At 66.8% G+C, this 25,671-nt stretch carries 16 protein-coding genes and 9 pseudogenes; 12 read left to right on the plus strand and 13 right to left on the minus strand.

The genetic code is table 11. From position 1 onward, the window contains the following. Window positions 1-126: 126 nt before the first annotated feature. Together hda and OJJOAM_RS12300 are read right to left on the minus strand one after the other, a co-directional pair. Window positions 127-834, minus strand: coding sequence for a DnaA regulatory inactivator Hda (gene hda / locus OJJOAM_RS12295; RefSeq protein ID WP_064576515.1), 708 nt, complete (start codon window positions 832-834; stop codon window positions 127-129). A gap of 10 nt (window positions 835-844) precedes the next feature. After that, window positions 845-1,915: an AI-2E family transporter gene (locus OJJOAM_RS12300; RefSeq protein WP_053822464.1), complete on the minus strand. Its 1,071-nt coding sequence runs from the start codon at window positions 1,913-1,915 to the stop codon at window positions 845-847. Between the two features lie 356 nt (window positions 1,916-2,271). Between OJJOAM_RS12300 and purM the strand changes: the two are divergent. After that, window positions 2,272-3,265: pseudogene (gene purM, locus OJJOAM_RS12305) on the plus strand (phosphoribosylformylglycinamidine cyclo-ligase). Between the two features lie 168 nt (window positions 3,266-3,433). On the opposite strand, the gene OJJOAM_RS12310 reads toward purM, so the two are convergent. From OJJOAM_RS12310 to OJJOAM_RS12325, 4 genes and pseudogenes are all read right to left on the minus strand, one after another. After that, a complete protein-coding gene (locus tag OJJOAM_RS12310) occupies window positions 3,434-3,940 on the minus strand; it encodes a GNAT family N-acetyltransferase (RefSeq protein WP_422648106.1) in 507 nt (168 codons plus the stop codon). Window positions 3,941-4,012: 72 nt separating this feature from the next. Beyond that, the gene (gene miaA / locus OJJOAM_RS12315) at window positions 4,013-4,966 is read right to left on the minus strand and encodes a tRNA (adenosine(37)-N6)-dimethylallyltransferase MiaA (RefSeq protein WP_422648107.1); all 954 of its coding nucleotides are present in this window, start codon (window positions 4,964-4,966) and stop codon (window positions 4,013-4,015) included. 45 nt (window positions 4,967-5,011) lie between these two features. After that, window positions 5,012-6,560, minus strand: a pseudogene (gene mutL, locus OJJOAM_RS12320) (DNA mismatch repair endonuclease MutL). 79 nt (window positions 6,561-6,639) lie between these two features. Beyond that, a pseudogene (locus OJJOAM_RS12325) lies at window positions 6,640-7,038 on the minus strand (ATP-binding protein); the annotation flags it as partial. 219 nt (window positions 7,039-7,257) lie between these two features. Between OJJOAM_RS12325 and OJJOAM_RS12330 the strand changes: the two are divergent. Then, window positions 7,258-7,905 (plus strand): VTT domain-containing protein, encoded by a 648-nt coding sequence (locus tag OJJOAM_RS12330; RefSeq protein ID WP_187829116.1) that lies wholly within the window; start codon window positions 7,258-7,260, stop codon window positions 7,903-7,905. A 106-nt stretch (window positions 7,906-8,011) separates the two neighbouring features. On the opposite strand, the pseudogene OJJOAM_RS12335 reads toward OJJOAM_RS12330, so the two are convergent. Continuing rightward, a pseudogene (locus OJJOAM_RS12335) lies at window positions 8,012-8,861 on the minus strand (SirB1 family protein). Between the two features lie 32 nt (window positions 8,862-8,893). Beyond that, complete coding sequence (murJ, locus tag OJJOAM_RS12340) at window positions 8,894-10,444, minus strand: murein biosynthesis integral membrane protein MurJ (protein ID WP_422648108.1); 1,551 nt, start codon at window positions 10,442-10,444, stop codon at window positions 8,894-8,896. Between the two features lie 330 nt (window positions 10,445-10,774). On the opposite strand from murJ, the gene rpsT reads away from it, so the two are divergent. After that, complete coding sequence (gene rpsT, locus OJJOAM_RS12345; RefSeq protein ID WP_006579059.1) at window positions 10,775-11,041, plus strand: 30S ribosomal protein S20; 267 nt, start codon at window positions 10,775-10,777, stop codon at window positions 11,039-11,041. A gap of 176 nt (window positions 11,042-11,217) precedes the next feature. Here the strand turns inward: rpsT and OJJOAM_RS12350 are convergent. Then, window positions 11,218-11,518, minus strand: a pseudogene (locus OJJOAM_RS12350) (DUF3579 domain-containing protein). Between the two features lie 392 nt (window positions 11,519-11,910). On the opposite strand from OJJOAM_RS12350, the gene argF reads away from it, so the two are divergent. The 4 genes from argF to OJJOAM_RS12370 all read left to right on the plus strand — a co-directional run bounded on the left by argF (window position 11,911) and on the right by OJJOAM_RS12370 (window position 15,859). Beyond that, entirely contained in the window at window positions 11,911-12,834 is a 924-nt protein-coding gene (argF, locus tag OJJOAM_RS12355; protein WP_149316695.1) for an ornithine carbamoyltransferase, read from the plus strand. Window positions 12,835-13,010: 176 nt separating this feature from the next. Continuing rightward, window positions 13,011-14,240, plus strand: a complete 1,230-nt coding sequence (locus OJJOAM_RS12360; RefSeq protein ID WP_422648109.1) for an argininosuccinate synthase — start codon at window positions 13,011-13,013, stop codon at window positions 14,238-14,240. A gap of 168 nt (window positions 14,241-14,408) precedes the next feature. Beyond that, window positions 14,409-14,720 (plus strand): pyrimidine/purine nucleoside phosphorylase, encoded by a 312-nt coding sequence (locus OJJOAM_RS12365; RefSeq protein ID WP_149316696.1) that lies wholly within the window; start codon window positions 14,409-14,411, stop codon window positions 14,718-14,720. A 98-nt stretch (window positions 14,721-14,818) separates the two neighbouring features. Beyond that, window positions 14,819-15,859, plus strand: a complete 1,041-nt coding sequence (locus tag OJJOAM_RS12370; protein ID WP_422648110.1) for a patatin-like phospholipase family protein — start codon at window positions 14,819-14,821, stop codon at window positions 15,857-15,859. Between the two features lie 168 nt (window positions 15,860-16,027). Here OJJOAM_RS12370 and murB read toward each other — a convergent pair. Next, window positions 16,028-17,039, minus strand: a pseudogene (gene murB, locus OJJOAM_RS12375) (UDP-N-acetylmuramate dehydrogenase). A 166-nt stretch (window positions 17,040-17,205) separates the two neighbouring features. Between murB and OJJOAM_RS12380 the strand changes: the two are divergent. Next, window positions 17,206-17,691 (plus strand): YajQ family cyclic di-GMP-binding protein, encoded by a 486-nt coding sequence (locus tag OJJOAM_RS12380; RefSeq protein WP_006579066.1) that lies wholly within the window; start codon window positions 17,206-17,208, stop codon window positions 17,689-17,691. A 141-nt stretch (window positions 17,692-17,832) separates the two neighbouring features. Here OJJOAM_RS12380 and OJJOAM_RS12385 read toward each other — a convergent pair. Further along, window positions 17,833-18,241 (minus strand): annotated as a pseudogene (locus OJJOAM_RS12385) (DUF192 domain-containing protein). Window positions 18,242-18,760: 519 nt separating this feature from the next. After that, window positions 18,761-19,298 (minus strand): annotated as a pseudogene (locus OJJOAM_RS12390) (pseudouridine synthase); the annotation flags it as partial. A gap of 265 nt (window positions 19,299-19,563) precedes the next feature. On the opposite strand from OJJOAM_RS12390, the gene icd reads away from it, so the two are divergent. After that, window positions 19,564-20,814 carry an NADP-dependent isocitrate dehydrogenase gene (gene icd, locus OJJOAM_RS12395; RefSeq protein ID WP_023263378.1) on the plus strand — a complete coding sequence of 417 codons (1,251 nt, stop codon included), beginning with the start codon at window positions 19,564-19,566 and terminating at the stop codon, window positions 20,812-20,814. Between the two features lie 373 nt (window positions 20,815-21,187). On the opposite strand, the gene OJJOAM_RS12400 is transcribed toward icd, so the two are convergent. Continuing rightward, window positions 21,188-21,394: a cold-shock protein gene (locus tag OJJOAM_RS12400; RefSeq protein WP_006578050.1), complete on the minus strand. Its 207-nt coding sequence runs from the start codon at window positions 21,392-21,394 to the stop codon at window positions 21,188-21,190. A gap of 458 nt (window positions 21,395-21,852) precedes the next feature. Between OJJOAM_RS12400 and clpS the strand changes: the two genes are divergently transcribed. From clpS to OJJOAM_RS12415, 3 genes and pseudogenes are all read left to right on the plus strand, one after another. Then, complete coding sequence (gene clpS, locus OJJOAM_RS12405) at window positions 21,853-22,179, plus strand: ATP-dependent Clp protease adapter ClpS (RefSeq protein WP_006578051.1); 327 nt, start codon at window positions 21,853-21,855, stop codon at window positions 22,177-22,179. Beyond that, a complete protein-coding gene (gene clpA, locus OJJOAM_RS12410; RefSeq protein ID WP_422648111.1) occupies window positions 22,176-24,473 on the plus strand; it encodes an ATP-dependent Clp protease ATP-binding subunit ClpA in 2,298 nt (765 codons plus the stop codon). Before clpS ends, clpA begins: the two co-directional genes overlap by 4 nt. Window positions 24,474-24,620: 147 nt before the next feature. Further along, window positions 24,621-25,644: pseudogene (locus OJJOAM_RS12415) on the plus strand (tripartite tricarboxylate transporter substrate-binding protein). Window positions 25,645-25,671: the final 27 nt, after the last annotated feature.

A 25,671-nucleotide genomic window follows, 5' to 3' on the forward strand; every position in this document is an offset into this window, starting at 1 on the left:
GCGGCCGGCTTGGCGGCCGATTGCAGGGAGCGTGCCAGGGGGCGGGCCGCGTGCGAGCCGGTGTTTGGGGCCGCTGCGCGGGCCGGCGTGTGGGTCGGTGTGTAGGGCTTCCGGCCGGCCCGCGCGCTATTCACGCAATTCGGCGAACATTTCGCGCAGCAGCGGCAGCGTCACTGCCCGCTTGCGTTCGAGCGAATAGGTATCGAGCGCGTCCAGCAGCGCCATCAGGCTGGGCATGTCGCGATAGTGGCGCGTCACCAGCCAGTGCGGGATTTCGGGGGACAGCTGCAGCCCGCGTTCGCGCGCGGCCTGCACCAGCGCGGCCATCTTGTCGTCGTCCGACAGCGGCGCGAGCTGGTAGACCAGGCCCCAGCCGAGCCGCGTGCGCAGGTCCTCGCGCACCGGCATGGTGACCGGGGCCAGGCTGCCGGCCACCACCAGCGCGGTGCGTACGTGCGCGCGCACCTCGTTATACAGGGAAAACACCGCGATCTGGCGGGCCTCGTCGAGCAGGTCGACATCGTCGACCGTGTACAGCTGGCAGCTCGGATCGAAGATGAAATCAGCCAGCGCGTGGTGCGGACTCAGATAGCGGCAGCGCAGGCCGGCATGCGCGCCGGCGTCGCACAGCGCGTGCAGCAGATGGGTGCGGCCCGAGCCGGTCTCGCCCCACAGATAGATCAGCCGGTCGGCGGCGCGCTCCTGCGCCACCGCGCCCGGCAGCTCGCGCAGCCGCTGCACCGGCTCGCGGTTGGCCGAGACGAAGAAGTTCTCGAAGGTCGACGGCGGCGGGCTGCCCAGTTCGAGCGACAGTTGCTTGGGGCGCGGAGACATGGCGTATCGATTACTTCCGGTAGAGGTCGCTCGTCACATACAGCCGCCGCAGCTGGCGGGCACCGACCAGCAGCACCGCGCAGGTCGGCAGCGCCAGCAGCACGCCGAAGAAGCCGAACAACTGGCCGAAGGCGAGCAGCGCGAAAATCACCACCAGCGGATGCAGCCCGATCCGGTCGCCCACCAGCCGCGGCGTCAGGTAGAAGCTCTCGACGAACTGGCCGATGCCGTAGACCAGGGCGACCGCGCCCAGCCCGTACAGATTGCCGAACTGCAGCAGCGCCGCGACGATGGCCAGCGCCAGGCCGAAGCCGAAGCCGATATAGGGAATGAAGACCGCCAGGCCGGTGAACACGCCGATCGGAATCGCGATCTCGAAGCCGGCGATGGTCAGGCCGATCGAATACAGCGCGGCGAGGATCAGCATCACCAGGATCTGCCCGCGCAGGTACTGCGACAGCAGCGCGTCGGTTTCCGCCGTCAGCTCGCGCACCTTGGGCACCCAGCGGCGCGGCACCAGGCCCTCGATCCGGCGCATCACCATGTGCCAGTCCATCAGCAGATAGAACATGACGATCGGCACCAGCAGCGCCAGCCCGCCGTAGGTGACCAGCGCGGTGCCGGAGACGCGCACATAGGTCAGCAGCACCGCCAGCAGGTCCTCGGGGCTGGCGGCGAAGCGCTCCGACATCATGCGGCGCAGGCCGGGGAAGTCGAAGCGCACGCGCACGCCGAGCTCCGACAGCCGCGGGGCGACTACCGAGTTGAGCTTCTTCAGCAGTTCGGGCAGCTGCTCGCGCAACTGCGGAATCTCGCGCTGGAGCACCGCGATGACCAGCAGCACCAGCAGCACCACGACGACGATCAGCAGCAGGATCATCAGCGAGACGGCGATCATCCGCGGCACCTTGTGCCGCTGCAGCCAATCGACGCCGGGGTTCAGGATATAGGCGAAGATGAACGCGAACAGGAAGGGCGACAGCACCGGCGCCAGCGCCAGCAGCGTGGCGAACAGCACGACGCCGAGCGCGACCCAGAGCAGAATGCGCTTGGCCTCGTGGGACAGCAGGGGGGCGTTCATCGGGACAGTGGGGGAAAGACCGGTAAAAAGAGACCAGCTGAAAGCGAGCAGAAAAAGGAAAGGCGAGGGCCGCGCGGCCAGCGCGGGTCGTCGCCCGGCGGCGGCGGGTTTGCACGGCACAAGCCGATGCAACTGGAAGCCGACACCCGGTATCCGTTAAAATCGCGATTCTACTGGACTCGCGACCCGTCAACCGGCGCCGCGAGGGCCGCATTCCTCACTTGTGCGTGGTCCGACGCTTGATCCGACTCGCCCGAGTGTCGTCATTTCCACCATCCAGGACCCGCAGAACTCCATGAGCGCAGCCCCCCACTTCCGGCCAGGCAGGCCTTTCGTACCGCGATGCCGGCGTTGACATCGATGCGGGCGACGCGCTCGTCGACCGTATCAAGCCCTTCGCCAAGCGCACCATGCGCGAGGGCGTGATGGCCGGCATCGGGGGGCTTCGGCGCGCTGTTCGAGCTGTCGCGCAAGTTCAAGGAGCCAGTGCTGGTGTCCGGCACGGACGGCGTCGGCACCAAGCTGAAGCTGGCCTTCCAGCTGAACCGCCACGATACCGTGGGCCAGGATCTGGTCGCGATGAGCGTCAACGACATCCTGGTGCAGGGCGCCGAGCCGCTGTTCTTCCTCGACTATTTCGCCTGCGGCAAGCTGGACGTCGATACCGCCGCCACCGTGATCCAGGGCATCGCCCACGGCTGCGAACTGGCCGGTTGCGCGCTGATCGGCGGCGAGACCGCGGAAATGCCGAGCATGTACCCGGACGGGGAATACGATCTGGCCGGCTTCGCGGTCGGCGCGGTCGAGAAGAGCCGCATCATCGACGGCACCACCATCGTGCCGGGCGACGTGGTGCTGGGCCTGGCTTCGTCGGGCGCGCATTCGAACGGCTACTCGCTGGTGCGCAAGATCATCGAGGTCGCCAAGCCGGACCTGGAGGCCGATTTCCACGGCCAGCGCCTGCAGGACGCCATCATGGCGCCGACGCGCATCTACGTGAAGCCGCTGCTGTCGCTGATCGAGACGCTGCCGGTCAAGGGCATGGCCCACATCACCGGTGGCGGCCTGACCGAGAACGTGCCGCGCGTGCTGCCCAAGGAAGTCACCGCGGTGCTGCAGCGCGATGCGTGGACGCTGCCGCCGCTGTTCCAGTGGCTCCAGGCCCAGGGCCGCGTCGCCGACGACGAGATGCACCGCGTGTTCAACTGCGGCATCGGCATGGTGGTGATCGTCGCCAAGGAAGACGCCGAACGCGCGATCCGGCATCTGCAGGCCGCCGGCGAGGCGGTGTGGCAGATCGGCGAGATCCGCGAGCGCGAGGAAGGGCAGGCGCCGACCGTGGTGGTTTGACCGTGGTGGTCTGATCTCCCCGCGTTGGGATAAAAAAACAGGCGGATGCTTCGGCATCCGCCTGTTTTCGTTTGGGCGCGTCGCTGCCCGTGTCGAGGGCAGGCCCGCTTGTCCAGGCTCGCTTGTCCAGGCCTGTTTGTTCAAGCCCGCTTGTTCACGCGCGCTTCGTCAGGCCGACTTCCCCGCCATCGCCGTCAACGCCTCGCCGGTGACCCGGCAGATGCGCCAGTCCGGCAGCACGCTGGCGCCCATCGCGCGATAGAAGTCGATCGACGGCGTGTTCCAGTCCAGCACGGTCCATTCGAAACGGCCGCAGCCGCGCTCGACCGCCAGTCCCGCCAGATGGATCAGCAGGGCCTTGCCGATGCCGTGGCCACGCCAGGCGGGCTCGACATACAGGTCCTCGAGATAGAGGCCGGGCTTGGCGAGGAACGTCGAGTAGTTATGGAAGAACAGCGCGAAGCCGATCGCGCGCGGGCCATCGGGCGTGGGCACCTCGGCCAGCACGGCCTCGGCCAGCGGCCGCGCGCCGAACAGCGTGCGACGCAGTTTCTCGGGCGTGGCCTCGACCAGATGGGTCAGCTTCTCGTACTCGGCGAGTTCGGCGATCAGGCGCAGCAGCGTGTCGCAGTCCTCGGCGGTGGCGGGGCGCAGCGTGAAGGCGGTGGCGGTCATGGCGGCGGAATTCGAAGGTAGGAGTCCGGACAGGACGAAGCCGCGATTATCGCGCGCTCGCCGTGCCGCCGGCTACGGGCCGAGTTGCGCCAGCCGCGCGACCTGCTCGACATAGTCCGGCGCCAGGCAATCGACCACCAGCCGCTCGGGCGTCGAGCGCAGCCACGTCAGCTGCCGCTTGCACAGCTGCCGGGTCGCGGCGATGCCGCGCTCGCGCATGGTGGCGAAGTCGCAGAGGCCGTCCAGATATTCCCAGACCTGCCGGTAGCCGACGCAGCGGATCGACGGCAGCCCCGGATGCAGGTCGCCGCGCGCGCGCAGGCGTTCGACCTCGTCCAGCAGCCCGCCGGCGAGCATCGCGTCGAAGCGGGCCTCGATGCGCGCGTGCAGCACCGCGCGCTCCGACGGCTCCAGCGCGATCGCGCGAAAGCGCGCGCCGGCCGCGCCGTCGAAGGTCCGCGCATCGGCCTGGCGCGCCAGCAGCGCCGACATCGGACGGCCGGTCAGCCGGTGGATCTCCAGCGCGCGCTGGATGCGCTGCGCGTCGTTGGGCGCCAGCCGCGCCGCCGTGACCGGATCGACTTCAGCCAGCATCGCATGCAGCGCCGGCCAGCCGCGCTGCTCGGCCAGGCGGTCGAGTTCGGCGCGTACCTGCGGGTCGGCCTGCGGCAGATCGTTCAGGCCCTGGGTCAGCGCCTTGTAATAGAGCATGGTGCCGCCGACGATCAGCGGCGCGCGGCCGCGCGCGCGGATCGATTCGATCAGCGCGTTGGTGTCGGCGACGAATTGCGCGGCCGAATAGCTGTCGGCCGGGTCGATGATGTCGATCAGATGGTGCGGCACCGCGGCCAGTTCGGCGGCAGAGGGCTTGGCGGTGCCGATGTCCATCTCGCGATAGACCAGCGCCGAATCCATGCTGATGATCTCGACCGGCGCGTGGGCGGCCAGCGCCAGTGCGGCCGCGGTCTTGCCCGAGGCGGTGGGCCCGAGCAGGCAGACGATGGGAGCGGGCGACGCGGAGGCCATGGAATAGGCGGACAACGACGAGGCGGACAACGACAGCGGGCGGCCTTACTGGCCGCGCAGGAACAGCCGGTCCAGCTCGGCCACGGTGAGCTGGACCCAGGTCGGCCGGCCATGGTTGCACTGATCGGCGCGCTCGGTCTGCTCCATCTGGCGCAGCAGCGCGTTCATTTCCTCGACGGTCAGCTTGCGGTTGGCGCGCACGGCGCTGTGGCAGGCCAGCGTCGCCAGCAGTTCGTTCTGGCGCTCGGCCAGCACGCGCGAACCGCCATAGGCATGCAGGTCGCGCAGCACGTCGCGCGCCAGCGCCTCGGCGTCGGCCTGCTTGAGCAGTGCGGGAATCGCGCGCACCGCCAGCGTGGTCGGCGAGACCGGCGCGATGTCGAAGCCCAGCAGCGCCAGCGTGTCCTGGTGTTCCTCGGCGGCGCCGATCTCGACCGGGCTGGCCGGCAGCGTGACCGGAATCAGCAGCGGCTGCACCGTCATCTGGCGCGCATCGAGCGCGGTCTTGATCTGCTCGTACAGGATGCGCTCGTGCGCGGCATGCATGTCGACCAGCACCAGGCCGCGCGCGTTCTGCGCCAGCACGTAGATGCCGTGCAGCTGGGCGATCGCATAGCCGAGCGGGTGGTCGTCGGCGTTGTCCAGCTGGCCGTCGCCGGCGCCCGCGCCCTGCATCGGCGCACGGTCGAGCAGCGACGGCGGTTCGTCCTCGCGGGCGGCGCGCGCATCGGCGAGCCATGCGGGCGGCTGACTCGATGGCGTGAAGCGCTGGCCGGCCGGCGACAGCGCATCGCGGACCATGCCCAGATACGCCTTGCCGCGGCTGCGCGATACCGAGCTCGGTCTGGCGCGCGGCCGCGGTGTAATCGACCCAGGGGCGACCGCCCGGCTGCACGGGGCTGGTGGCGGCGAGGCGCAGCGCCGGGGCCTGGCCGCCATGACCGATGCCCTCGTCGCCGGTATGCAGGCTGTCGCCATTTTCGCCCGCCTGGCGCGCCAGGCAGCGCTGCACCGCGTGGTAGACGAACTGATGGACCGCGCGCGATTCGCGGAAGCGCACCTCGATCTTGGACGGGTGCACGTTGACGTCGACCAGCTCGGGCGGCAGGTCCAGGCACAGCACGTACGAAGGGAAACGGTCGCCGTGCAGCACGTCCTGATAGGCGCTGCGCACCGCGTGCGTCAGCAGCTTGTCGCGGACGAAGCGGCCATTGACGAAGAAGAACTGCTGGTCGGGGCGGCCGCGCGAGGCGGTCGGCAATCCGGCGAAGCCGTACAGCGCGAGCTCGCCGGCCTGTTCTTCCAGCGGCAGCCGCGCCCGCGCGAATTCGTTGCCGAGCACCTGCGCGGTACGCGTGGCGACATCGCCCGCGTTCCAGTGCTCCATCGGCTTGCCGTTGTGATGGACCGACAGCGTGACGTCGGGCCGGGCCAGCGCGATGCGCCGGATCACCTCGAGGCAATGGCCGAGCTCGGTCTGTTCGCTCTTCAGGAACTTGCGGCGGGCCGGCGTATTGAAATACAGGTGCTGCACATCGACGGTGGTGCCGACCCCGCCCGAGGCGGGCTGCAGCGCGCCGGTGTCCGCATGGATCTGGCTGGCGTGGGGGGCAGTTCGCCGTGCGGCTGGTCAGCACCAGCTGCGAGACGGAGGCGATCGATGCCAGCGCCTCGCCGCGAAAGCCCAGCGTCAGCACCGATTCGAGTTCATCGAGCGAGGCGATCTTGCTGGTGGCGTGGCGCATCAGCGCGACCGCCAGTTCCTCGGCCGGGATGCCGCAGCCGTTGTCGCTGATCACGATGCGGCGTACGCCGCCTTCCTCGAGCCGCACCGACAGCTGCGTCGCGCCGGCGTCGAGCGCGTTCTCCAGCAACTCCTTGACCACCGAGGCGGGTCGTTCGACCACCTCACCGGCCGCGATCTGGCTGACCAGCTGATCGGGCAGCGGGCGGATCGGGCGTGAGGGGGCCAGGCGGCGCTGCGGGCGGTCTGCACGCGGGTCGGCACCCGGGGTCGTGCCCGATGCGGGAAATGCGGCGGCGGAGGCAGGAGAGGAGGGTGGCGCGGACATGGCAGCGATTATACGTGTCGGCCTCGTTGCGGCATGGGAGCGGAACGGGGCGGCGACGCGTTGGGGACGGGGCCGGGATGGCGCGGGAGCGATGTGCCCGATTGCGTGCGGAAGCTCGCACCCCTGCCGCAGATGGGGGGCTTTACGCCACCGGTGCGGCCACGTTCGTCTTGTATGATGTCGGGCTGGACAAGGATGGGGAACGTCTTGGAAATCGTATTGCAGTTCATCGACATGCTGCTGCACGTCGACAAGTATCTCGGCACCGTGATTCAGCAATATGGCGCCTGGGTCTATGCCATTCTGTTCGCGATCGTCTTTGCCGAGACCGGCCTGGTGGTGGTGCCCTTCCTGCCGGGCGATTCGCTGCTCTTTATCGCCGGCGCGTTCTGCGCCACCGGGGCGATGAACGAGTGGGTGCTGATCGGGCTGCTGCTCGCCGCGGCGATCGGCGGTAATACCGTCAACTACTGGATCGGCAGCTGGATCGGGCCGAAGGTGTTCGACCATCAATGGCGCTTCCTTGACCAGCAGGCGCTGCGCAAGACGCACGACTTCTACGAGCGCCACGGCGGCAAGACGCTGGTGATCGCGCGTTTCGTGCCGATCGTGCGGACCTTCGCGCCCTTCGTCGCCGGGGTGTCGCAGATGACGTTCGCGCGCTTCCAGTTCTTCAATGTGCTCGGCGCGGTCATCTGGGTGTTCGGCCTGGTGTTCGCCGGCTATTTCTTCGGCAACCTGCCATTCATCAAGCAGTACCTGAACCTGATCGTGCTGGCCGGCATCAGCGCGGCGATCGTGCCGCTGATCCTGGGCGGCCTGTGGCGGCTGCTGCGGCGCGGGGACAAGCGCCGCCGCGTGTCGTAAGACGTGTCGTAGGGGCGCGGCTTGCGGCGGGGCCGGCATCGTCGCGATGCCGGCCTGTCTCGTCCTCTGTCTCTTCCTTCTTCCTTGCCGGGTGGCGTGCGGCCGCTCAGTTCAGCGACCGGCTCATCATCCGCAGCGCCGGCATGCGGTCGCGGATCTGGGTCGAATCGGCCGCATCGGGCCGCGCGCTGACATAGGCCTCCAGATCTTCCAGCGCGGGCCGGAAGCATTCCAGATTCGCGTAGGCCAAGCCCCGGTCGCGCACTTCCTCGATCGAATCGGGCAGCAGGATCACCAGCCGGTTCTGCACCGCCAGCAGCCGCTGCCAGCGCGACTCCTGCAGATAGATCGCCTTCAGGTTGCGCAGCATCCGCGCGATGATCTCGCGATGGCTGGCGGTCTGCAGGAACAGGCCGAGCGGCACCGCGTTCGGATCGGCGATGCCCTCGCGCTCCAGGTACGGGTCCAGCATGTCCTGCAGCTGCTCCTTGGACAGCGTCTCGCCGGTCAGCGGATCGAGCACGACCTCGCCCGCTGGAATCGACATCCGCAGCAGGAAGTGGTTGGGGGAAGGAAACGCCCTTGAGCGGCAGGCCGATCTGCTGGCCGAGCTCCATGTACAGCACCGCCAGCGAAATCGGAATGCCGCGCCGCTGCCGCAGCACCACGTTCAGATACGAATTGTCGGGGTCGTAGTAGTCGTTCGTGTTGGGCCCGAAGCCCAGGTCGCGGTAGAAGAAATGGTTCAGCAGGCGCAGGCGCTGGATGGCCGGGGTGCCGTCGGCGATCCGCCGTTTCAGCCGCAGGGCCAATACGTCGATGGCGGCCAGTTCGGCCTGCAGATCCAGGTCAGGGTAGGCATCCTGTGCGATCGACAGGGCCGTTTCGGTCAGCGGGATACCGCTGTCGTCCGCCACCAGCGCGGCAAAATAGTCCAGGACTTTGGTCGAGGTCATAGCGGTTCCTGGTTGCGGCCGGCGCCATGTCTTCAGGCTGCTTTGCGCTTGAAGGCAGCATAGCGCAGGCCCGTGAGCCACAGTGTACCGAAGTAGACGACCGCCGCAAGCACCAGGCACGAGGCCATCAGCGCGATCCGCAGCAGCGGGGTGGTACCCAGGGCGACCCAGTCGAAGGTGCGCGCGAACCACAGCAGCACGCCCGCAAGCAGCGTCGCCGCGGCCGACAGCTGTGCGAGGAACAGCCACCAGCCCGGCGCGGGCCGGTAGACGCCGACGCGGCGCAGGCCGATGAACAGCAGCACGGCATTGAGCGTCGCGCTGACGCTGATCGACAGCGCCAGCCCCGCGTGCCCGAGCCAAGGCACGAAGGCGAGGTTGGCGAGCTGCGTCATCACCAGCATCGCGATCGCGATCTTGACCGGCGTGCGGATGTCCTGCCGCGCGTAGAAGCCGGGCGCGAGGATCTTGACCAGGATCTGGCCGACCAGGCCGACGCCGTAGGCCATCACCGCGAGCCTGGTCATCTCGACCGCATGGGCGTCGAACTTGCCGTAGTGGAACAGCACCGCGGTCAGCGGCCGGCCAAAGACATAGAGGCCGATCGCGCTCGGGATCGCCAGCAGGAAGGTCAGCCGCAGGCCCCAGTCAAGCAGCGCGGAATACTCGACGCTGTCCTCGCGCGCGCTGGCCTTCGACAGGCTCGGCAGCAGGATCGTGCCGATCGCCACGCCGAGCAGCGCGGTCGGAAACTCCATCAGGCGGTCGGCATAGGTCAGGAAGGACACGCTGCCGGTGGCCAGGCGCGAGGCGATATTGGTATTGATGATCAGGCTGATCTGCGCCACCGATACGCCCAGCAGCGCCGGGCCCATCTGCCGCAGGATGCGGCGCACGCCGGGATCGCGCCACGCGGCGCGCAGGTTCACGCCGATGCGCGGCAGCATGCCGATGCGCTTGAGCGCCGGCACCTGGATCGCCAGCTGCAGCACGCCGCCGACCAGCACGCCCCACGCCTGCGCGTAGATCGGCTCCTGCAAATGGGGCGCGACGAACAGCGCGGCACCGATCAGCGACAGGTTCAGCAGCACCGGCGTGAAGGCGGGCACCGCGAAGTTGCGCCAGGTGTTCAGCACGCCCGAGGCCAGCGCCACCATCGAGATCAGGCCGATGTAGGGGAACATCACGCGGGTCATGAAGACGGCCGCGTCGTAGGTCTGGTTGTCGCCGCGAAAGCCGGTCGCGACGATGGTCATGATCACCGGGGCGGCCAGCACGCCGATCAGCGACACCGCGGCCAGCGCCCACGCCATCACGGTGGCGACCGCATCGACCAGCAGCCGGGTCGGCTCGTCGCCGCGCTTGCCGTGGTATTCGCCGAGGATCGGCACGAAGGCCTGCTGGAAGGCGCCCTCGCCGAAGATCCGGCGCAGCATGTTGGGGATGCGGAAGGCGACATTGAACGCGTCGGTCATGTCCGAGGCGCCGAACGCGCGGGCGATCAGGATCTCGCGGATCAGGCCGGTGATGCGCGACAGCATCGTCAGGCCGCTGATGGTGGCGAGCGATTTGAGCAGGTTCAAGGTCGGGGGAGGAGAGGGGGAACGTTGTGGCGCCGCCGGGGCGCGTCGCCGGGGCGGCGGATCGCACTCAGACGGCCGCCAAGGGCTGAAAGTTGCAATGCCACCACACCGGGCGAGCCTGGGCCCGCCAATTGTGGCGCCAATTATACGGATTGGTGTGCGCGGCCCGCCGCCTTCGCCGAGGGGCAGGATCTTCCTTGCGGCGGTTTCGCTCTTGTGTGTATAATCGCCGATTCGAGAAGATAGTTGCGTTCCGGATTCGTGTGTCAGTGCATCCCGGGTCGCTCTTGTGCAATCCACGCACGCATCTGAATTCAGGATATTTACGAAATGGCAAATTCCGCACAAGCTCGCAAGCGCGCGCGTCAAGCCGTCGCCCAGAACGCGCACAACTCCAGCCTGCGCTCGCGTCTGCGCACGGCCGTCAAGGCAGTCCGCAAGGCGATCGACGCCGGCGACAAGGCCGCAGCTGCCGAGATCTTCAAGAACTCGCAAGCCGTGATCGACAGCATCGCCGACAAGAAGATCGTTCACAAGAACAAGGCAGCGCGCCACAAGTCGCGTCTGTCGGCTGCGATCAAGGCCATGGCCGCCTGATTGCCGCGTTCACCGGCCGCGCCTGGCGCGCGGTCGGCGCAGTAAAAAAGCCCGTCCGATGACGGGCTTTTTTGCATTCCGCTCGGCGCTTCGGCATTGCGCTTCCGATTTGCGGCATTGCGCTTCGTTCTTGCCCTTCGCCCTCGGCGCGCTCCCGCGCTTATTCGTCGATGCACTCAATCCAGCGAGCAGGCCTCGACCAGCTGCAGGTGGTTGTCGCGCGCGAAGTTCAGCACGAAGTCCAGCGCCTTGGGCTCGATCTCGCGCAGCCGCGCATCGACCACCACGCACTTGACGCCGCCGGACATCACCGGGCGCACGTAGGGGGGAGTAGGTCAGGCGGGGATCGCCGGTATCGCCAGGCGGGCGGAATTGCGCCATCACGCCGCACAGCCGTTCAGCCCAATCGCTCGGACGGAAGGTCTTGCCTTCCTTGGTGATGCCCTGGATGAAGTACTGGCGAACGGTGGAATTCATGGACTGCGGTGAGGCTGGTGACTCGACGGGAAACCCGCAACGGGCGCCCGTTTGACGCGGCGAGCGGCGATGGGTTCGCGCGAATCTGGCCGGAAGGCGGGGCGTCGGTCGTGGCGGGGGCACTTTTGATGCCGGCGGCGGGCGGCGGCAAGGGTATGCCGGGCCCCGCGTGAATCAGCGAGTATTATATCTTATATAAGACTGCCGCATAAGCCGGGAGGGGTCCCCGGCGGCCTGGCCGTGCGCCCGCCCAGGCTCGCCAAAGCAGGAATAATCCCTTATGATTCCTGAACTCACATTGCGCAAGCGACGCGAAAGGCGGCTCCGCGACAGCGTGGTTCCATGACCGTTCATGGCCTCGCGTGTCCCCATCGAGCCGCCTTCTTTGTTTTATGAGCCCAACGCCGATCAAGCACTACCTCCAATTCAGCGACCTCGATGCGAAGGAGTACGAGTACCTGCTCGACCGCGCCCGGATTCTGAAGACCAAGTTCAAGAACTACGAGACCTGGCATCCGCTGCACGACCGTACGCTGGCGATGATCTTCGAGAAGAACTCGACCCGCACGCGACTGTCGTTCGAGGCCGGCATCCACCAGCTGGGCGGCCACGCGGTGTTCCTGAACACGCGCGACTCGCAGCTGGGCCGCGGCGAGCCGATCGAGGACGCCGCGCAGGTGATCTCCCGCATGGTGGACATCATCATGATCCGCACCTTCGGGCAGGAGATCATCGACCGTTTCGCCGCCCATTCGCGCGTGCCGGTGATCAACGGGCTGACCAACGAATACCATCCGTGCCAGGTACTGGCCGACGTCTTCACCTATATCGAGCACCGCGGCAGCATCCGCGGCAAGGTGGTGGCGTGGATCGGCGATGCCAACAACATGGCCTACACCTGGATCCAGGCCGCCGAACGCCTGGGCTTCACCTTCCATTTCTCGGCGCCGCCGGGATACCAGCTGGATCCGGCGATGGTGCCCGCCAGCGCCGCGAGCCTGGTCAAGGTCTTCGACAACCCGCTGGCCGCGTGCCAGGGCGCCGATCTGGTGACCACCGACGTCTGGACCAGCATGGGCTTCGAGGCCGAGAACGAGGTGCGCAAGCGTGCCTTCCAGGACTGGATGGTGACCACAGCGATGATGGACCGCGCCAATCCCGACGCGCTGTTCATGCACTGCCTGCCGGCGCACCGCGGCGAGGAAGTCGAGGCCGCCGTGATCGACGGCCCGAAGAGCGTGGTCTGGGACGAAGCCGAGAACCGGCTGCACGTGCAGAAGGCGCTGATGGAGTACCTGCTGTGCGGGCGCTATTGAGCGACGCGCCGGATCGATGATCCGGTCGATCGCCTGGCGCCCGAGCCGCGCCGTCCGGCGATGTGGCGCCCAAGCCCGGGCGGTCATGTCAAAATAGCGGCTTTCCGTTTTTCCATATCCGATGCGCGGGCTGTCTTACCTGCCGGTCCGCGCCTCTTTTGCGCATCGAGTCGAACATGAGCGATATCAAGAAAGTCGTGCTCGCCTACTCCGGCGGGCTGGACACTTCGGTGATCCTGAAGTGGCTGCAAGACACCTACCAATGCGAGGTGGTCACCTTCACGGCCGACATCGGCCAGGGTGAGGAACTGGAGCCGGCTCGCCAGAAGGCGCTCAAGTTCGGCATCAAGCCCGAAAACATCTTCATCGACGACCTGCGCGAAGAATTCGTGCGCGACTTCGTCTTCCCGATGTTCCGCGCCAATGCGGTCTACGAAGGCGAATACCTGCTGGGCACGTCGATCGCCCGTCCGCTGATCGCCAAGCGCCAGATCGAGATCCTGCGCAGCACCGGCGCCGACGCCGTGTCGCACGGCGCCACCGGCAAGGGCAACGACCAGGTGCGCTTCGAGCTCGGCTATTACGGCCTGGAGCCGGGCGTCAAGGTCATCGCCCCGTGGCGCGAGTGGGACCTGCTGTCGCGCGAGAAGCTGCTGGCCTACGCCGAGAAGGCCGGCATCGAAATCGACATGAAGCACAAGAAGGGCGGCGCGCCGTACTCGATGGACGCCAACCTGCTGCACATCTCGTTCGAAGGCCGCCATCTGGAAGACCCGAAGGCCGAGGCCGAGGAAGACATGTGGCGCTGGACGGTGTCGCCGGAGCAGGCGCCGGACGCGCCCGAGTTCCTCGACATCGAATTCGAGCAGGGCGACATCGTCGCGCTGAACGGCAAGCGCATGACGCCGGCCGAAGTGCTGACCGAACTGAACCGCCTGGGCGGCAAGCATGGCATCGGCCGTCTGGATCTGGTCGAGAACCGCTACGTCGGCATGAAGAGCCGCGGCTGCTATGAAACGCCGGGAGGCACGATCCTGCTGCGCGCCCACCGCGCGATCGAATCGATCACGCTGGACCGCGAAGTCGCCCACCTGAAGGACGACCTGATGCCGCGCTACGCCAGCCTGATCTACAACGGCTACTGGTGGAGCCCGGAGCGCCGCGCGCTGCAGGTGCTGATCGACCATACGCAGCAGAACGTCAACGGCTGGGTGCGCGTCAAGCTGTACAAGGGCAACGTCATCGTGCTGGCCCGCGATTCGAAGGACACGCTGTTCGACAAGACCATCGCTACCTTCGACGACGACTTCGGCGCCTACAACCAGGCCGACGCCGGCGGCTTCATCAAGCTGAACGCGCTGCGCATGCGCATCGCCGAGAATGCGCGCCGCCAGCGCGGCAAGTAAGTCGTCAGCGAGCGGCTGCCACGCGCATCGGTAAGGAAGGAGAGGGGCCCAGGCGGCCCCTCTTTTCATGTCCGCGCAGGTCGGCACATGTCCGCGCAGCTCCTTTCAGGCCCACGTAGGTCCATGTGGGTCCGCACCCAACTTCCATCGTTCATCAGGAGAATCACCATGAGCCAGTTCGACAATGTTTCCGTCGTCAAGCAAGCCAATCTGTATTTCGACGGCAAATGCGTCAGCCACACCGTGCTGTTTCCGGACGGCACCCGCAAGACCCTGGGCGTGATCTTCCCCGCCTCGCTGACCTTCAAGACCGGCGCGCCCGAAATCATGGAGATCAACGCCGGCGTCTGCCGCGTGCGGCTGGCGGGCTCCGACGAATGGCAGACCTACGGCGCGGGCCAGCAGTTCAACGTTCCCGGCGACAGCAGCTTCGATATCGAGGTGCAGCAGACGCTCGACTACGTCTGCCACTTCGGCTGATCGCTCCTCGCGCGTCGGCGGCCGCGCGCATGCGGCGGCCGTCTCTCCTCTCCCCTCCCGATCCTCCCCCTTGATCGTCCCGCTTCACGGAGTTCCGCATGGCCAATCGACACAAGCCGATCAATCTCGCCCTGCAGGGCGGCGGCGCGCACGGCGCCTTCGGCTGGGGCGTGCTCGACGCGCTGCTGGAGGATGGCCGCCTGCGTTTCGACGGCATCAGCGGCACCAGCGCCGGCTCGATGAACGCGGTGATGATGATCGACGGCCTGCTCGAAGGCGGTACAGAGCGCGCGCGAGAGAAGCTGCACGACTTCTGGTTCGGCGTGTCGCGCGCCGGCTCGCCGTTCTCGACGCTGGGCCAGCAGACGGTCGACTGGCTGTCCGGCCAGCCCGGCAACAGCTGGCCGCTGCAGGACTGGATGCGGATGTGGTCCGGCTGGTGGAGCGCAACCGCGCAGGGCAGCACGTTCAACCCCTTGCGCTCGCTGCTCGAGGATCAGGTCGACTTCGAGCGCGTGCGGGCCTGCCCGGAAACGAAGCTGTTCATCGCCGCCACCGACGTCAACAGCGGCAACGTGCGGGTGTTCCAGACGGCCGATCTCACCGTCGACGCGGTGCTGGCCTCGGCCTGCCTGCCGTACCTGTATCCGGCGATCGAGATCGGCGAGCGGTACTACTGGGACGGCGGCTACATGGGCAATCCGGTGCTGTTCCCGTTCTTCTACCAGACCGCGACGCGCGACATCCTGGTCGTCCATATCAATCCGATCTCGCGCCCGGACGTGCCCACGCAGCCGCAGGAAGTGATGGAGCGGCTCAACGAAATCACCTTCAACGCCTCGCTGCTGCGCGAGATGCGCGCGATCGCCTTTGTGCAGAAGCTGCTCGATGAGGAGTGGCTCAAGCCGGAATACCGCGACAAGCTCAAATACATCCTGCTGCATTCGATCCGCGCCGACGAGGCGCTGGCGGACCTGTCGTCGTCGACCAAGCTGGTGACCGACTGGAATTTCCTGCTGATGCTGCGCGAGCGCGGACGTACCGCCGCGCAGGCATGGCTCGAGCAGCATTACGATGCCGTCGGCAAGCGCGGCACCGTCGATATCCGCAAGGAGTTCCTGCAGGATCTGCCGTTGTAACCGGTCAGCGCGCAACACTCGGCGGGCAACCTCGGCGGGCAACCTCGGCGGACAACCATCGAGCCGCTGTGGGCATGCTCCTCTCTCCCGCGAGCGGGAGACGGGCCGGGGGAGCGGGAAAGGGCGCTCGCAGTACCGCCGAAACTACCGCCCGAACTACCGCCCGAACTACAGCACCACCGGCTCGGGCTCGATCCCGACGCCAAAGCGCTCCCGCACCGTATCGGCGATGCGCCCCGCCAGCGCCAGCAGCGCACGGCCGTCGCCGCCGCCATGGTGCACCAGCACCAGCGCCTGCCGCTCGTGCACGCCGACCGGGCCTTCGCGCAGGCCCTTGAATCCGCAGCGATCGATCAGCCAGCCCGCGGCAAGCTTGTAGCTGCCGTCCGGCTGCAGATGGCTGACCAGGTCCGGATGCGCGGCCACCAGCGCGTCGCGCTGGGCGGCGCTGACCACCGGATTCTTGAAGAAGCTGCCGGCATTGCCCAGCACGGCGGGGGTCGGGCAGCTTGCGCCGGCGGATCGCGATGACCGCGTCGCGAATCGCGGCCGCATCCGGTGCCGGATGATCGTGCAGCTCACGGGCGAGTTCGGCATAGCCCAGCGCCGGCTGCCAGCGCCGCGGCAGCCGCAGCGTGACCGCGGTGATCACGTAGCGATCCCGGCCGGCCTGCTTGAACAGGCTGTCCCGATAGCCGAAGGCGCAATCGCTCAGGCTCAGCGTGACGAAGTCGCGGGTTTGCCGGTCCCAAGCGCGCAGGCTGTGGAAGCGTTCGCGCAGCTCGACGCCGTAGGCGCCGATGTTCTGAATGGGCGCCGCGCCCACGCTGCCGGGGATCAGCGCCAGGTTTTCGAGGCCGGGCATGCCGTCGGCGATGGTCCGATTGACGGTCGCGTGCCAGTTCTCGCCGGCACCCACCGTCACCAGCCAGGCGTCGTCGGCGGCGGCGACGGTGTAGCCCGGAACCTGCATCAGCAGCACCACCGCATCGAGATCGCCGGTCAGCACCACGTTGCTGCCGCCGCCCAGCACGACCACCGGCCGCTGCGCGGCGCGGGGGTCGGCGAGTGCCTCGACGAGGTCGCTTTCGCTGCGCACCGCCATCGCGTAGCGTGCGCGTACGTCGAAACCCAATGTGTTGTGCTGGCGCAGCGGATAAAATTCGTGGAAATCTGCCATGCGGAAAAAGTTGCCGGACGAGGATGCCCGAACAGCGGGATGGAGCGGAACGGCCTGGACTGCAGGGTTGGCTGGATTATACGGAACCACCGGCGAGGGCCGGCCAGGTTCAGGGATCGAACAGGGTACCGAGGTCCGAGGTACCGGAATACAGAAGGAGTAGGCGATGCCGTCGTTTGACGTGGTATGCGAAGCGAATATGGTCGAGGTCAAGAATGCGGTCGAGCAGGCCAACAAGGAAATCTCGACGCGCTTCGACTTCAAGGGCTCCGATTCCCGTGTCGAGCAAAAGGAAGGCGAACTGACCGCGTTTGCCGATGACGACTTCAAGCTCGGCCAGGTCAAGGACGTGCTGCTCAGCAAGATGGCCAAGCGCAATGTCGACGTGCGCTTCCTCGACTACGGAAAGACCGAGAAGATCAGCGGCGACAAGGTCAAGCAGGTCATCACGATCAAGAAGGGCGTTACCGGAGATCTGGCCAAGAAGATCGTGCGCATGATCAAGGACAGCAAGATCAAGGTGCAGGCCAGCATCCAGGGCGATGCGGTGCGCGTGTCGGGCGCCAAGCGCGACGATCTGCAAAGTGTGATCGCGATGCTGCGCAAGGACGTGCCCGAGGCGCCGCTGGACTTCAACAACTTCCGGGACTGAAGTCCGGACCGGGCCATTGCGGGGCCATGCGGGCCCTTGCGATGCCGGCGCGGCTTGTTTGACGGGCCGCGTCTTTCTTCCTGGCCCGTTTTCCTGAAGCCCTTTATAGGGCCGTATTCTTGGGCTCTATAGTGCGGCCCTTTACTGCGCGGGCAGGCCGCCGATCTTCGCGCCGGCCTTGATGCCCTTCTGCGCGAACCACCCCTGGTTCATCTCCAGCGCATAGCGGATCGCCGCCTTCGGGCAGTGGTTCTGCTCGCTCGCGCGGCTGCATGTCCTCGATGTTGACGATGGTGCCGTCGTCCGCCAGGAAGGCGATCGACAGCGGCAGCTCGGTGTTCTTCATCCAGAAGCAGTGGCCGGCCTTCTGCTCGAACACGAACAGCATGCCGGTATTGGCGGGCATCGACTTGCGGTACATCAGCCCTTGCTGACGGGACTGCGGATCGGCGGCGACCTCGGCGCGGATCACGTACATGCCGGCGCTCAGCGACACCACCGGCAGCCGCTGCTGCGTTTGGCTTTGCGCGTGCGCGAGCGGGGTCAGCATCGCCACGCCGCAGGCGAGAGCGGCGAGCCGGCGCGCCAGCGGGCGGCGGGACGAAGACGGCGCAGGGCAATCGAGCGGGGCGGCGGACGACGGACGGCGGACAGGCATGGCGGGAATGGCGAAGGTCATGTCGGCGGGGTCAGGAAAACGCGGCAGGAACGTGGCACGAACGTGACAGGAAGGCGGCGGGAACGCTCCGGAACGCAGCCGCAAGCATAGCGCAGCGCGGCTAGGCCGGCCGCCGGCGGCGGTTGGGGCCGCCTGTCCGATCCGAGTCGGTACGGCCGGCGTTGGTGCGGCCAGCGTTGGTGCGGCCGGTGTTGGTACGACCCGCGTCGGTACGGCGGGCCTTGGCAGGGTCGGCGTTGTCAGGGCCCGTGTCGGTGCGGTCCGGATTGGTGCGGCCGGCGTTCGTGCGACCCGGGTTCGTGCGACCCGGGCTGGTGCCGCCGGGATTCGACCGAGGCCGGACGGGCGTGGTGCCGCGGGCGGGGCCGCTCATGCCCAGGCTCTGCGGCGCGACCTCCTGCCATTGCCCCGGGGCGAGGCCCAGCTGGCGCAGGTCCAGCGCGCCGATGCCGACCCGGACCAGCCGCAGCGTCGGGTAGCCGACCGCCGCGGTCATGCGGCGCACCTGCCGGTTCTTGCCCTCGTGGATCACGATCTTCAGCCACTGCGTCGGTATCGCGGCGCGAAAGCGGATCGGCGGCGTGCGCGGCCACAGGAAATCCGGCTCGTCGATCAACGTGGCCTGCGCCGGTAAGGTTTGGAAGTCGCCAAGGTCGAGGCCGGCGCGCAGCCTGGCCAGCGCGGCCTCGTCCGGCACGCCTTCGACCTGCGCCAGATAGGTCTTGGCCAGCTTCTGGCGCGGGTCGGCGATGCGCGCCTGCAGCACGCCGTCGTCGGTCAGCAGCAGCAGCCCCTCGCTGTCGGCGTCGAGCCGGCCGGCGGGATAGACGCCCGGCATTGCGATCCAGTCGGCGAGTGTCTGCCGGCTCGGATGGGGCGAGAACTGGCTCATGGTGCCGAACGGCTTGTTCAGGGCGATCAAGGTCATGGGGAAACCGGTGCGGGAAAGGCGCCAGTATGCCGCAGCGCGCACGACGCAAGCGCCCGGCCGGGATGGCGGATGATGAAAAATTGCTGCATAATACGAAACCGGTCTTGTGTCTTATATAAGACCCAGATAGGACGCAGTCTCGCGATGCAGCAATGCCGGTGTCGCGAGGGCCGTTACAATGCCTCCCGCTAGGCCCGCATTTCGCCGTCTGGTCACGAACCCGCCGGCCGTTCGAAAACCCCCGTTCCGTACTGGAGACGTCATGTACCAACACATCAAGGTCCCGGCCGGTGAGAAGATCACGGTCAACCAGGATCTCTCGCTGAATGTTCCGGACAACCCGATCATCCCTTATATCGAAGGCGACGGTACCGGCTTCGATATCACCCCGGTGATGATCAAGGTGGTGGACGCGGCCGTGGCCAAGGCCTACGCCGGCAAGCGCAAGATCTCGTGGATGGAGATCTACGCCGGCGAGAAGTCGACCAAGGTCTATGGCCCCGATGTGTGGCTGCCCGACGAAACGCTGGACGTGCTGCGTGAATACGTGGTCTCGATCAAGGGCCCGCTGACCACGCCGGTCGGCGGCGGTATCCGCTCGCTGAATGTCGCGCTGCGCCAGCAGCTGGACCTGTATGTCTGCCTGCGCCCGGTGCGCTATTTCAAGGGCGTTCCCTCGCCGGTGCGCGAGCCCGAGAAGACCGACATGGTGATCTTCCGTGAGAACTCGGAAGACATCTACGCCGGTATCGAGTGGGAAGCCGAAAGCGAGCAGGCCAAGAAGGTCATCGCTTTCCTGCAGAACGAAATGGGCGTCAAGAAGATCCGCTTCCCGGAAACCTCGGGTATCGGCGTCAAGCCCGTGTCGAAGCAGGGCACCCAGCGCCTGGTCCGCAAGGCCATCCAGTACGCGATCGACAACGACAAGCCCTCGGTGACCCTGGTCCACAAGGGCAACATCATGAAGTTCACCGAAGGCGGATTCCGCGACTGGGGCTACGAACTGGCGCAGAAGGAATTCGGTGCCGAGCTGATCGATGGCGGCCCGTGGTGCAAGTTCAAGAACCCGAAGACCGGCAAGGACATCATCGTCAAGGACGCGATCGCTGACGCGTTCCTGCAGCAGATCCTGCTGCGTCCGGCCGAGTACTCGGTGATCGCCACGCTGAACCTGAACGGCGACTACGTGTCCGACGCGCTGGCCGCGCAGGTCGGCGGCATCGGCATCGCGCCGGGCGCCAACCTGTCGGATTCGGTGGCGATGTTCGAAGCCACCCACGGTACCGCGCCGAAGTACGCCGGCAAGGACTACGTGAACCCGGGTTCGGAAATCCTGTCGGCCGAAATGATGCTGCGCCATATGGGCTGGACCGAGGCGGCGGACCTGATTATCTCGTCGATGGAGAAGTCGATCCTGTCGAAGAAGGTCACGTACGACTTCGCCCGCCTGCTCGAAGGCGCGACCCAGGTCTCGTGCTCGGGCTTCGGTCAGGTGATGATCGACAACATGTAATCGCCGGCTTCGCTCGCGTCGCGCTGCCTCTCGGCTCCGCGGCGCACGGCGTTGGCGCGAACCCCCGTTGCCGTCAGGTAGCGGGGGTTTGTTTTTTTGAAGCCAGATTTGAAGCGTGGCGATGCGGGCGGCGGCTGCAGGTGGTAGATGCGGGTAGTCGATGCAGATGGCCGACATGGGTGGCCGATGTGAGTGGCCGCGGGAATGGGGAATGGGGAATGGAAAAGGCCCGGCATTGCCGGGCCTTTTCCCCAGGATTCAACGACCTGCGCCTCGGCAATCGATGAGCCGATTGCCCCCGCCGGACGTCCGCCGCCGAAGCCTGTAGCGACCGCCGCGCGCTCTGTCGGCCGGTGCGGTCGCGATGTCGCGCTCAGGCGGCGCTCTGGATGTTCGTGGCTTGCTTGCCCTTCGGACCTTGCACGATTTCGAACGAAACGCGCTGGCCCTCTTTCAGGGTCTTGAAGCCATTCATCTGGATAGCCGAAAAGTGCGCAAACAGTTCTTCGTTACCGTCGTCCGGGGTGATAAACCCGAAGCCCTTGGCATCATTGAACCATTTGACCGTACCGCTTGCCATAAACTCCCCCAACGAAAAAACAGATATCAAACAGGGGGGCACTCAGGCCAGCGGCTGGCGCAACGCGCGGGTTGCACCAAACACTGCAGCGCCTCGATCGAGGCGCCGCTGCCAGCTCCGTAGGCCTCCCTGCTCACGGAGCACTCGAGGTCCGGTCTGTTGCTTTGGCTCGCGGGACCGGACCTGAATGTCCGAACGATTCTTCTGGCAAACAATCAGACTGTCAACCCGGCACATTCCCGACCCTGACGCCAATGTGGCAGGAATGGGACGGCCGGCAACCGTGCTACTGTGACGGCTCGCGCAGGGTATTGGCACGCCAGCGGGCATGCCGTTGCCCGCTGCGCCGGGCGGCGCGGTTCGAGGGTCGAGGAATGGTCCGGAAATGGTAGCTGGCCCTTGAAACCGACAGCTTTTGCCCAAATTGCAGACTTGAGCGGAGGGGTTAGAATAAAGCCATGGCTACACGGCTGGCGAATGTCCCACAACGCGATGCAGGCACCGTACTGGAGCGGAAAGAGCAGGCGCTCAAACCGCCGGCCATGTACAAGGTCGTCCTGCTGAACGACGACTACACTCCGATGGAATTTGTCGTCATGATCCTGCAACAGTATTTCAGCAGGGACCGAGAAACGGCGACGCAAATCATGCTGACCGTCCATCGGGAAGGCAAGGGAGTCTGCGGTATCTATACCAGGGATATCGCCGCGACGAAGGTCGAGCTGGTGTCAACGCACGCGCGGCAGGCAGGGCATCCACTGCAGTGCGTGATGGAGGAAGCATGATTGCGCAAGAACTGGAAGTCAGCCTGCATATGGCCTTCGTCGAGGCCAGGCAGGCACGCCACGAATTCATCACCGTGGAGCACCTGCTGTTGGCGTTGCTGGACAACCCGACCGCAGCGGAAGTTCTGCGCGCCTGCGCGGCCAATATCGAGGACCTGCGCACCAGCCTGAAGAATTTCATCGTCGACAACACCCCCGTCGTGCCTGGTACCGACGAGGTGGACACGCAGCCGACGCTCGGCTTTCAGCGCGTGATTCAGCGCGCGATCATGCATGTCCAGTCGACCTCCAACGGCAAGAAGGAAGTCACCGGCGCCAACGTGCTGGTGGCCATCTTCGGCGAGAAGGATTCGCACGCGGTGTACTACCTGCAGCAGCAGGGCGTGACGCGCCTGGACGTCGTCAACTTCATCAGCCACGGCATCCGCAAGGATCAGTCCGAGCCCGCCAAGCATGGCGATGGCACGGCCGAGGGCGAAGGCGGCGACGGCAAGGAAAGCCCGCTGGAGCAGTACACCCAGAACATGAACGCGCTGGCCAAGGCCGGCAAGATCGATCCGCTGATCGGCCGCGAGAGCGAAGTCGAGCGCGTGGTGCAGGTCCTGTGCCGCCGGCGCAAGAACAATCCGCTGCTGGTCGGCGAGGCCGGCGTCGGCAAGACCGCGATCGCCGAGGGCCTGGCCTGGCGGATCACCAAGAACGAGGTGCCCGACATCCTCGAGAAGGCGGTCGTCTACTCGCTGGACATGGGCGCGCTGCTGGCCGGTACCAAGTACCGCGGCGACTTCGAGCAACGCCTCAAGGGCGTGCTGAAATCGCTGAAGGACAACCCCAACGCGATCCTGTTCATCGACGAGATCCACACGCTGATCGGCGCGGGCGCCGCGTCGGGCGGCACGCTGGACGCCAGCAACCTGCTGAAGCCGGCGCTGTCGTCGGGCCAGCTCAAGTGCATCGGCGCCACGACGTTCACCGAATATCGCGGCATCTTCGAGAAAGATGCGGCGCTTTCGCGCCGCTTCCAGAAGATCGACGTGGTCGAGCCCTCGGTCGACCAGACCGTGCAGATCCTGCGCGGCCTGAAGTCGCGCTTCGAGGAACACCACGGCGTCAAGTACGCCTCGGCGGCGCTGACCGCGGCGGCCGAGCTGTCGGCGCGCTTCATCACCGACCGTCATCTGCCCGACAAGGCGATCGATGTGATCGATGAGGCCGGCGCGGCGCAGCGAATCCTGCCGAAGTCCAAGCAGAAGAAGACCATCGGCAAGGGCGAGATCGAGGACATCGTCTCGCGCATCGCCCGCATCCCGCCGCAGAGCGTCAATCAGGACGACCGCAGCAAGCTGCAGACGCTGGACCGCGATCTGAAGTCGGTGGTGTTCGGTCAGGACCCGGCGATCGAGGCGCTAGCCTCGGCGATCAAGATGTCGCGCGCCGGCCTGGGCAAGACCGACAAGCCGATCGGCTCCTTCCTGTTCTCCGGCCCGACCGGCGTGGGCAAGACCGAAGTGGCGAAGCAGCTGGCCTTCATCATGGGCATCGAGCTGATCCGCTTCGACATGTCCGAGTACATGGAGCGCCACGCGGTCAGCCGCCTGATCGGCGCGCCTCCGGGCTACGTAGGCTTCGACCAGGGCGGCCTGCTGACCGAGGCGGTGACGAAGAAGCCGCACTGTGTGCTGCTGCTGGACGAGATCGAAAAGGCGCATCCGGATATCTTCAACATCCTGCTGCAGGTGATGGACCACGGTGCGCTGACCGACAACAACGGCCGGCGCGCGGACTTCCGCAACGTGATCATCATCATGACGACCAACGCCGGCGCCGAGACCATGAACCGGGCGACGATCGGCTTCACGTCGTCGCGCGAGCAGGGCGACGAGATGGCGGACATCAAGCGGATGTTCACGCCCGAGTTCCGCAACCGGCTCGACGCGATCATCAGCTTCCGCTCGCTGGACGAGGAAATCATCCTGCGCGTGGTCGACAAGTTCCTGATGCAGCTGGAAGAGCAACTGCACGAGAAAAAGGTCGAGGCCAGCTTCACCGAGAAGCTGCGCAAGTTCCTGGCGCGCAAGGGCTTCGATCCACTGATGGGCGCGCGTCCGATGCAACGGCTGATCCAGGACATGATCCGCAAGGCGCTGGCCGACGAACTGCTGTTCGGGCAGCTGGCGTCGGGCGGCAAGGTCGTGGTCGACCTGGACGAGAAGGACCAGATCAAGCTGGAGTTCGCCGAGATCGATACCGAGCCGCCGGAGGCGCCGGAGAGCGAGCAACGCGCGGAGGCCTGATCGCAGGAAAGGAAGCGGGTGGCGGGCCGGACAGGCCCGTCACCCGCGTTCCATGCTATCCTTCGGCAAAATAGTACGGGGCGGCAGCGATGCCGCCCCTATTCATTTGGCCGCGCACGGTGCGGGCCGCCGCCTGGCGCGGCGCCGATGCCTGCCGGCAAGCTGAACGAGCCACCGATGTTTCGCCTGCGTCGTCTGATGCTGAAGTCGCTGCCGCTGGCCGCGACGTCCCCGATTCCGTTGATCGCCCACGCTTTGCCGGGCGAGTCCGCGAGCACGTACGGCGGCCACGTGGCGATGGTGCTGCCGATCCCGCCGGGCGGCAGCGGCGACGTGGTGGCGCGCCAACTGCAGCCAGGCCTGAAGCAGGCGCTCGGCCAACCGGTGGTGGTCGATCACCGTCCCGGCGCCGCGGGCCTGCAGGCCGCTGCCGCGGTGGCGCGGGCCCGGCCCGATGGGCAGACGCTGCTGATGGCCTTCGACAGCCTCGCCCTGCAGCCGATCGCCTACAAGCAGTTGCCGTACGACACCTTCCGGGACTTCACGCCGATCTCGCAGCTGGCGCGCCATCCGCTGGTGGTCGCCGTCCATCCTTCGCTGCCCGTCGACAATATTCGTGCGCTGATCGGCCTGGCCCGGCAGCGGGACGAAGCGATCCGCGTCGCATCCCCCCGGCCCCGGCAGCCTGAATCAGCTGGCCGCGCAGGCGCTGGCGAGCGAGGGGGGGGCGTCGTGGCGGCACATCGCATTCAAGGGCACGGGGCCGGCGGTGCAGGCCGTGCTGTCGGACCAGGCGGACCTGGTGCTGGCAAGCTACGCGGCCGTGCAGGCCCACCTGCAGACGCGCACGCTGAAGGCGCTGGCCGTGACCGGAGAGCGCCGGCTGGCACAGCTGCCGCAGGTGCCGACGGTCGCGGAGCAGGGCCTGGCGGGCTTCGAGGCCTATGGCTGGATCGGCGTGTTCGGCCCGGCCGGACTGCCGGCGGCCGTGGTCGGTCGCCTGCATGGCGCCTTGTCGAACGCGATTCGCGCGCCGCGGGTCGCCTCGGCGCTGGCCGCGCATGGCCTCGAACCCGTGGCCGGTACACCCGAAGCGCTGGGCCAGCTGGTCCGGCGCGAGCACGACAGGTGGCAGGCGGTTGCCCGCCATGCCAATCTTCAGTTCGAATAATCGCCCCGGGATCGATCCCCGATCGAT

The organism is Cupriavidus sp. H18C1, assembly GCF_049311595.1.
Lineage (GTDB): Bacteria > Pseudomonadota > Gammaproteobacteria > Burkholderiales > Burkholderiaceae > Cupriavidus > Cupriavidus cauae.